Raw genomic sequence first — 8238 nt, 5'->3', positions numbered from 1 at the left:
GGCACGGTAGGCAGCGAGGGCAAGGCCAGTTGTGGTTCGTCCGATGGCCCGGAGGACATGCCCCAGGCCATCTGGGACAAGGTCAAGGACCACCCCTGTTACTCCGAAGAAGCCCACCACCATTTCGCCCGCATGCATGTGGCGGTGGCCCCGGCCTGCAACATTCAGTGCAATTACTGCAACCGCAAATACGACTGCTCCAACGAGTCGCGCCCCGGTGTGGTGTCGCAAAAACTCACGCCTGAGCAGGCCGTCAGGAAAGTTGTCGCGGTGGCCAGCGAAATCCCGCAGATGACGGTGCTGGGCATTGCCGGACCGGGTGACGCCCTGGCCAACCCGAAGAAAACTTTTGACACGTTCCGCATGCTGCAGGAGCAGGCGCCCGACCTCAAGCTGTGTATTTCCACCAACGGCTTGGCGCTGCCGGACCTGGTGGATGAAATTTGCAAATACAACGTCGATCACGTCACCATCACCATCAACATGGTGGACCCGGCGGTGGGCGAAAAGATTTACCCCTGGATCTTCTGGAACCACAAACGCCTGACCGGTTACGAGGCCGCCAAAGTGCTGCACGAGCGCCAGATGCTGGGGCTGGAAATGCTCACGGCCCGCGGCGTGCTGACCAAGATCAACTCGGTGCTGATCCCCGGCATCAACGACGAGCATCTGATTGAAGTGAACCGCGAAGTGAAAAAACGCGGCGCGTTCCTGCACAACATCATGCCGCTGATTTCCGAGGCCGAGCACGGCACCGTGTTCGGCCTGACCGGCCAGCGCGGCCCGACGGCCTCCGAGTTGAAGGCGGTGCAGGATGCCTGCATGGGCGGTGCCAACCTGATGCGCCACTGCCGCCAGTGCCGTGCCGACGCGGTGGGCCTGCTCGGTGAAGACCGCAGCGAGGAGTTCACGCTCGACAAGCTGGAGCAAATGGACGTGGTGTACGACCTCGACAAACGACGCAGCTACCAGGAAAAAGTGGAGATCGAGCGCAACGCGCAGCAGGCTGCCAAACAGGAAGCCCTGGCCGCTGCCAGTGCCGTGCAGTTGGCCGATGAGCTCACCGTGCTGGTGGCCGTGGCCACCAAGGGCGGTGGCCGGGTCAATGAACATTTTGGCCACGTCACCGAGTTCCAGGTTTTTGAAGTGTCCGCCACCAAGGCGCTGTTTGTCGGCCACCGCCGGGTGGACCAGTATTGCCAGGGCGGTGCCGGCGACGACGAGCAATTGCCCTCGGTGGTGCGTGCCATCAACGACTGCCATGCGGTGCTGGTGGCCAAGATTGGCGCCTGCCCGAAAGATGAACTCACCGCCGCGGGCGTGGAGCCGGTCGACGCCTATGTCGGTGAGTTCATTGAAAAGGCCGCGCTGAGCTGGTTCAACGACTACCGCGCCCGCATTGCCAGCGGTGCCGTGGTGCACCAGGCCCGCGGTGATGCACAGATCCGCCAGGGCGCCTACACCCATGTTGCAGACAGTGTGGCACTGGCTGCCTGAGTATTTCTTTCATTCCGTCAACCTCACAGGAGCGTCATCATGACCCACAAAATCAACACCGAAACCTGCACCGCTTGCGATGCCTGCGAGCCCGAGTGCCCCAACGTCGCCATCAGCGTGAAGAAGGGTGTCTACATCATCAACGCCACCAAGTGCAACGACTGCGAAGGTCACTTTGATGACCCGCAATGTGTCTCTGTTTGCCCGGTCGATGACTGCATCACCGAAGTTTGATTCCTCCTCACTGAAAGCACCCACCATCATGCTGCCCAACGTCACCCTCACGCCCGCTGCGGCGAAGTTCATCAACCGCATCGTGCGTTTTTCTGGTTTGGGCGTGGGTGCAGGCTTGCGCCTGACCGTGACCCCGGGCGGTTGCTCGGGTTACTCGTCCGAGTTCAGCGCCGAGGCCGCTCCGGCCGCTGGCGAACAATTGCTGGAAGTCGGTGGCGTGCGCCTGTTCCTGGGTGCCGAGAGCCGCCTGATGCTCAATGGCTTCACGATTGACTTTGTCGAGACTGCAACCCAGTCGGGCCTGAGTTTCATCGACCCCAACAAGGAAGCCTGCGCCTGCAGCAGTGCCGAGACGACGCCCAAGACTGGCGTGACCAAGATCGAGATTTCCTCCATCGGGCGTGGCCGGCCTGCCCCTGTGGTGGCCCATTAACACTGCCTTGCCGCCATGAACGCCAGCAGCCTGCACTTTGACGATGATCTGGCAGCCTTTGCCGACGGCGCCATTGGTGGGGGCTTGAGCCCGCAGGTGAATGCGTTGATCACACAGGCCGGGCTGTTGCGTCATTTGCCCCAAGAGGCATTGCCCCTGCTGGAACAAGCCCGTGCCGAGGCGCCACGCCACCCGGCACCGCTGATCGCGCTGTACCGCTTTTACTTTTATGGCCATCAGCTGGCGCAGGCCCGGGCCGCGGGTGAAGACGCACTGGCCATTGCCCGTACCGCGCTGGGACCGAACTTTGGCGACGAAGCACCAGACGACGACGCCACACGCCACCACGCCGCAGTGCGTTTTTATCTGTTCACGCTCAAGGGTCTGGCGTATCTGAACATGCGTCTGGGTGCGATGGATGAGGCGCAGTTGATGCTCAAGGAGCTGCGTCGCCTTGACCCCAAGGACCACATCGGTGGTGCACTGCTTTTTCACGTGCTCAAGCGCCATGAAAAAGGCGGGGCAGGCGATGCGCCATCCGACTACCCGGTGCGCGGCTGGAGTGCAATAGGCCCATGAACACCACCGCCACCACCGACATACCGGCGCAGCACTGGCAAGGCGGCCCTATCGACTGCAGTGGCTGCGACTACGCCGGCCTGCTGTTGCTGGGTGAAGGCCAGGGCTGCAAGCCGGGTCACGCCTGCATGCAGGACGCCTATGCGCTTCGTATTGACCGCTTCTTTCGCTGGAATCCGGTGCTCAGTGACGAACTGCTCGAACACGACTACTTTGAAGTGCGCGCCATTGCGGCACGCCGTGCCAGTGTGTTTCGCCTCACGGCACTGATCAACGACCCCGATGAAACCGTGCGCCTGCAGGTGGCCTTGCGCTTGCCGCAAACGCTGTTGAACAAGCTGGTCAGTGACCCCCACCGCGAGGTGCGTCTGCGCGTGGTGCAGCGGCTGGCACCCATGGCGCTGGCGGCGCTGCGCCAAGACCCGGACTACGGCGTGCGTGAGCTGGTGGCGCAACGCCTGCCACTGGCCATTTTGCCGACCATGATGCTTGACCCGGACCGCGCCGTGCGCATGCGTGTGGCGCAACGGCTTGACATGCCCGCACTGTTGCGCATGGCAGACGACCCGAGCGCTGACGTGCGCCGCATCGTGGCCGAGCGATTACCCGTGGCCCTGCTGTCGCGGCTGGCCCACGACCCCGATTGGTGTGTGCGTTGGGACGTTGCCCAGCGCGCCGACACAGCCACACTGGAAACCATGCAAGAGGATGAAGAGCCTGAGGTGCGCCAGGCGGTGCATGAACGTCTGAAACGCCATGTCACCCGGATTGGAGCAGCCCATGGCTGACATCAACCGCGACGATGCCGAGATCGAGCTGGCGCATCCGCCCCGTTTCAGCTACGGCGAGCGGGTGATTGCGCGCTCGGTGGTGCGCAACGACGGCACCTACAACGGCCGCGACATCGGCGAGGTGCTGGTCAACAGGGGCGAGGTGGGTTACGTGATCAACATCAACACCTTCTTGCAGCAGTTCTATATCTACGCGGTCGACTTTGTCGAATCCGGCCACCGCGTCGGTATGCGCGCCAAGGAACTCTGCACGCTGGACAACTTGCCCGACGAGGTGCTGGCGCAGTTGGGCGACAAGACCAGCGCGCTGCGCAGCATCGGGTCAGCCGCACCCACCGAGGAAAACACATGAACATCACCGCCAACGCCTTGCCCGGTCTTGAACCCCGCGCACCCGCCTATGCCTGGGGCCAGCGCGTGATCGCGCTGGACGATCTGGTCAACGACGGCAGCTACCCGGATCGGCCGGTGGACGCGCTGCTGGCCGCGCGCGGCTCGGTCGGCGAGGTGGTCAACGTTGGCCATGCCCCCGAGTTGAACGAACCGGTCTACCTGGTGCAATTTGACGGCTGCGTGGTGGGTTGCCTGGAAATCGAACTGGTTCCCGCGCCGCCCGGCTTGCTGCCGGAAACCGGGGATTGACGTGAACATGGCAGCAATCATCGCGGCCCCGGCCAGCGCCCAGGTGCTGGACCTGGTGGTGCGCCGCCTGGAACGGGCCCTGCGCGAGCGGGTGCGCTACCGATATGTGCGGCCGCAGGTGCTGCGCGAGGACAGCAGTTTTCGCATCCAGAGCCCGTGCTGCTCGCGCAAGGTCGACCCGAGTGGCGGCATGATCGACATTGCCCTGCTGATGCCCCATGAGGGCAGCCACTGGTGTCTGTGTTCGCGTGACCATGCCAACGGCACCTGGGAGCCGCGCTTTCAGGATGCGTCGCTGGAGGTCTTGCTGGACTTGCTCTGTGTTGACAGCGAACGCCAGTTCTGGACCTGAAGCAAAGCCGGGCTTCACCATGATCTACCTCGACCACAACGCCACCACGCCGCCCGCACCCGAGGTGCTTGCCGCCATGCTGCCGGTGCTCTCGGGTGTGTGGGCCAACAGCTCGTCGCAGCACGGGCCGGGGCAGGACGCCAAACGTGCGCTGGGTGCGGCGCGTGCCACCGTGGCGCGGGTGCTGGGCTGCAAGCCGGTGGAGGTGATCTTTACCAGCGGTGCCACCGAGGCCAACCACCTGGCGGTACGCGGTTTGCTGGCTGCGGCCGCGTCAGGGCGCAGCCGCGTGGTGTTCAGCAGCGTCGAGCATGCCGGTCACCTGCGACTGGCGCGGGCCCTGGCTGACGCCGGTGTTCAGGTGGACTGGATGCCGGTGCTGGCCAACGGCACGCTTGACCTTGCCGCAGCACAGACGTTGATCGGGCCGGACCTGGCCCTGGTGTCGCTCATGGCGGCCAACAATGAAACCGGGGTGCTGATGCCCGTGGCTCAAGTTGCTGCGCTGGCGCATGCCGCAGGGGCCTTGCTGCATGTCGATGCGACCCAACTCGTTGGCAAGTTGCCGTTTCATTTTGCGGACTCTGGCGCCGATGCGGTGTCCTTGTCGGCGCACAAGTTTCAAGGCCCCAAGGGCACCGGCGCGTTACTGCTGCGCCAGGGGCTGCCGTTTGTGCCGCAAACCCTGGGCAGCCAGGAGCGCGGGCGCCGCGGCGGCACCGAAAACCTGGCCGGCATCGTCGGTATGGCCACCGCGCTCGAACTGCTGGGTGACGTCAACCTGGAAGCGAAGCGCCAGGCCCAATTGCGCGACGCGCTCGAAAACGGCCTGACCCGCGCCCTGCCTGAAACCCACATCTGGAGTCGGCAGGTGCCGCGTTTGCCCGGCACCAGTTACCTGCGTTTTGGCCAGCTCTCGGTCGATGTGGTGTTGCAACGGCTTGAGCGCCTGGGTGTGGCGGCTTCCAGCGGCGCCGCCTGTTCATCCGGTGGCAGCGCGCCGTCACACGTCCTGACGGCCATGGGTGTGCCCGCTGACGAGGCGCTGGCCGCCGTGCGCTTTTCGCTGGGCGCCACCAGCACCCTGGCCGAAGTAAACCACCTGCTGCAGGCATTGCCGCCACTGCTGGCGCCCCTGTTGCATGAAGAACGACTGACCGCTCCTTAAAGCCAATCCTTGAAACCTTATTTACCTCCAGGAGCACTTGATGAAACTGATGATTCGCAAAGACAGCAAAGGTGTGCTGACCGGCTATGTGCCCAAAAAAGACCTGGAGGAAGCCATCATCGCCATGGTCAACCCGGACATGTGGGGTGGCTTGGTGACACTCGCCAACGGCTGGCAGTTTGATTTGCCCGCGATGCCGGCAGATACACCACTGCCGATCACGGTGGAAGCGCGACGCATGGCGCTGGCCGAGGACGCAGGAGACTGACCATGGCCATCACCCCTGACTATCTGCGTGATGCCGGTGAAGTTGTCGCTGCGGCAGCGTCCGTGCGCGAAGCCGCAGCCACCTGGCGCACCCGTGACCCGTCAATGCGGGTGGTGGTGGTGGATGCCATGGACATGCGTGGTGAAACCGCCGCACTGACGCTGGGCAAACGCCGCATCTTTCTCGCCACCACCAACGGCCATTGTTGGAGCACCACCGATTTGGCGGAAGAAGCCTCGGCCCTGATCCTGACTGAAGACTAGGCCATGGAAGTCGACGTCATCTCTCTGTTCGAGCCCGACTGCGGTGCGCGCGAGATTGAACTTGTCAACGCTGTCTTGCAGTCGTCGCAATGGGGTGACGGGCCCATGCTGGCGTCGTTCGAGCGCGCTTTTGCGGGTTGGGTCGGGCGCAAGCACGCGGTCGCGGTCGGCAGCGGCACGCTGGGCACCTGGATTGCGCTGCGGGCCATGGGTATTGGTCCCGGCGATGAGGTGATCTGCACCTCGCACACCTGGCACCAGGTGGCTCAGGCCATCACCCTGACCGGTGCCACGCCGGTGTTTGCCGACATCAACTACTGGACCGGCAGCCTGAGCCCTGAAAAGGCGGCGCTCAAGATCACCCCCCACACCCGCGCCCTGCTGGCTGGCAATACCAACGGCCACCCGGCAGCCTGGGCACCGCTGCGTGCGCTGGCCGATACCCATGGCTTGACGCTGATCGAAGACAGCACCGTGGCTTTTGGCTCGCGCTACCGGGGCCAAAGCGTGGGCAGCTTTGGCGATGTGTCGGTGTTTGATTTCTCCGCCCCGTCGGCCTTGTGCACGGGGGAGGGCGGCATGCTGGTCACCGACGACGATGCGCTGGTGCATGAGCTGCGCTACCTGCGCCAGCGCCGCCTGGCCGACCGGGCGTCGGTCTCGGTCGGCGCGCGCGTGCCGCTGCAGGCAGGCATGAGCGAACTCACCGCCGCGCTGGGTCTGGCGCAACTGGCGGGCCTGGACGAACGCCTGGAGGCGCGCAAACAGGTGGTGGCCTGGTACCACGACAACATGCAGAGTTTTGAAGGCGTCAAGCCGCCCTACATTGGCGAGGACGTGGACGAGGTGCATTGGATGCTTTATGTGGTGCACCTGGGCAAACGTTTCGCGGGCAGCGCACGCGCGCAGATGATTGACGACCTGCTTGCCTGTGGCATCGAGACCGTGGCCTACAGCCATCCCTTGCACCAGCAGTACTACTACATGAATGCCGGTGATGCCATTGGCCGCCAGCGCGGCGTGTTGCGTGACACCGACCGCATTGGTGACCGTGCACTGGCGCTGCCGCTGCACACCCGGCTGGATCAGGAACAAGTCCAGTACATCGTCAAAACGCTCAAGGACACCGCCACCAATGTCGGCGCCGGTGCTGCCATTTACTAAGGAAAACCATGAACTCCCAAGACCTGATCCAAGAGATTGCCAGTAGCCTGTCCACCGGTGCCGTCATTCCCTACCTGGGCCCCGACATGTTGTCCTTGTGCGCTGACATCAAGGTGCCGGGCACGCCGCTGGCACTGGCCGAAAACATGACCGCCAAGGTCAGCGTGCCGCACAAAATCCGCAAGCGCCTGACCCAGGCGGCGCAGTTCATCGAAAACTTCAAACACCGCAAGTCAGTGGTGCACCTGATGAACGAGGCCTTTGCCGCCACACCCGCACCCTCCCCTTTTCATCTGGCGCTGGCGGGCAGCGGTGCCGGCTTGTGGGTGGACACCTGGTACGACGACACCTTCGCCGCAGGCCTGGCGCAAGTGCCGGGCCGTTGGGTGCAGGTGCAGGGTTTGTCGCAGTCTGAACATTTTGGCCAATGGACCGGTGCCTACGCGGCTGACGGCACCGCGCTGGCCGAGTTGTCCGCCGACCCGGGGCGCATGCTCTACAAACCCATGGGCAGCCACGGCCCGGCCGGCAACTACCTGGTGTCTGACAGCGACTATGTGGAAGTGCTGACCGAAATTGACATCCAGACCCCGATTCCGGCCGCCGTACAAGCCTGGCGCAGCGGGCGCAACTTTCTGTTTTTGGGTTGCCGCTTTGACGACCAACTGACCCGCTGTTTTGCGCGCCAGATCATGAAACGCTCCAGCGACCGCCATTGGGCGGTGTTGCCCAATGAGCCGACCCGCATGGAAGCACGTTTTTTGGCCGAGCAAAACATCACCCGCATCGACATGCCGCTGGCGCAGTTCGCCACCGCGTTGATGGATGCGATGCAGCCAGCGCTGGC

Annotated in this window: 13 protein-coding genes; all 13 read left to right on the top strand. The window is 63.8% G+C overall.

Annotated elements, in window-relative coordinates:
* Positions 1-1497, top strand: a 1497-nt coding sequence (gene nifB / locus NDI87_RS14745; protein WP_296276191.1) for a nitrogenase cofactor biosynthesis protein NifB, incomplete at its 5' end; no start/stop codon positions are given.
* Between the two features lie 39 nt (positions 1498-1536).
* Positions 1537-1731: a 4Fe-4S binding protein gene (locus tag NDI87_RS14740; protein WP_296276189.1), complete on the top strand. Its 195-nt coding sequence runs from the start codon at positions 1537-1539 to the stop codon at positions 1729-1731.
* Positions 1732-1759: 28 nt separating this feature from the next.
* Entirely contained in the window at positions 1760-2164 is a 405-nt protein-coding gene (locus tag NDI87_RS14735; protein ID WP_296276187.1) for an iron-sulfur cluster assembly accessory protein, read from the top strand.
* Positions 2165-2179: 15 nt separating this feature from the next.
* Positions 2180-2743, top strand: coding sequence for a hypothetical protein (locus NDI87_RS14730; RefSeq protein ID WP_296276185.1), 564 nt, complete (start codon positions 2180-2182; stop codon positions 2741-2743).
* Positions 2740-3531, top strand: a complete 792-nt coding sequence (locus tag NDI87_RS14725) for a 4Fe4S-binding leucine-rich repeat protein (RefSeq protein ID WP_296276183.1) — start codon at positions 2740-2742, stop codon at positions 3529-3531. Before NDI87_RS14730 ends, NDI87_RS14725 begins: the two co-directional genes overlap by 4 nt.
* Positions 3524-3886, top strand: coding sequence for a nitrogen fixation protein NifZ (locus NDI87_RS14720; protein ID WP_296276181.1), 363 nt, complete (start codon positions 3524-3526; stop codon positions 3884-3886). Before NDI87_RS14725 ends, NDI87_RS14720 begins: the two co-directional genes overlap by 8 nt.
* Positions 3883-4176: a nitrogen fixation protein NifZ gene (locus NDI87_RS14715; RefSeq protein WP_296276179.1), complete on the top strand. Its 294-nt coding sequence runs from the start codon at positions 3883-3885 to the stop codon at positions 4174-4176. The genes NDI87_RS14720 and NDI87_RS14715 overlap by 4 nt, the downstream gene beginning before the upstream one ends.
* 7 nt (positions 4177-4183) lie before the next feature.
* A complete protein-coding gene (locus tag NDI87_RS14710) occupies positions 4184-4528 on the top strand; it encodes a hypothetical protein (protein WP_296276178.1) in 345 nt (114 codons plus the stop codon).
* 19 nt (positions 4529-4547) lie between these two features.
* The gene (locus tag NDI87_RS14705; protein WP_296276175.1) at positions 4548-5696 is read left to right on the top strand and encodes a cysteine desulfurase family protein; all 1149 of its coding nucleotides are present in this window, start codon (positions 4548-4550) and stop codon (positions 5694-5696) included.
* A 40-nt stretch (positions 5697-5736) separates the two neighbouring features.
* Positions 5737-5964 (top strand): putative nitrogen fixation protein NifT, encoded by a 228-nt coding sequence (nifT, locus tag NDI87_RS14700; protein WP_296276173.1) that lies wholly within the window; start codon positions 5737-5739, stop codon positions 5962-5964.
* 2 nt (positions 5965-5966) lie between these two features.
* Positions 5967-6227: a hypothetical protein gene (locus NDI87_RS14695; RefSeq protein ID WP_296276171.1), complete on the top strand. Its 261-nt coding sequence runs from the start codon at positions 5967-5969 to the stop codon at positions 6225-6227.
* Positions 6228-6230: 3 nt separating this feature from the next.
* Positions 6231-7391: a DegT/DnrJ/EryC1/StrS family aminotransferase gene (locus tag NDI87_RS14690; protein WP_296276169.1), complete on the top strand. Its 1161-nt coding sequence runs from the start codon at positions 6231-6233 to the stop codon at positions 7389-7391.
* An 8-nt stretch (positions 7392-7399) separates the two neighbouring features.
* The coding region (locus NDI87_RS14685; protein ID WP_296276167.1) for an SIR2 family protein at positions 7400-8238 on the top strand (839 nt) is incomplete at its 3' end.

Origin of the sequence: Rhodoferax sp. (genome assembly GCF_023701345.1) — a bacterium.
Lineage (GTDB): Bacteria > Pseudomonadota > Gammaproteobacteria > Burkholderiales > Burkholderiaceae_C > Rhodoferax.
Note: the sequence above shows the minus strand (reverse complement) of the source record. Positions and strands in the feature narration are given on the sequence as shown.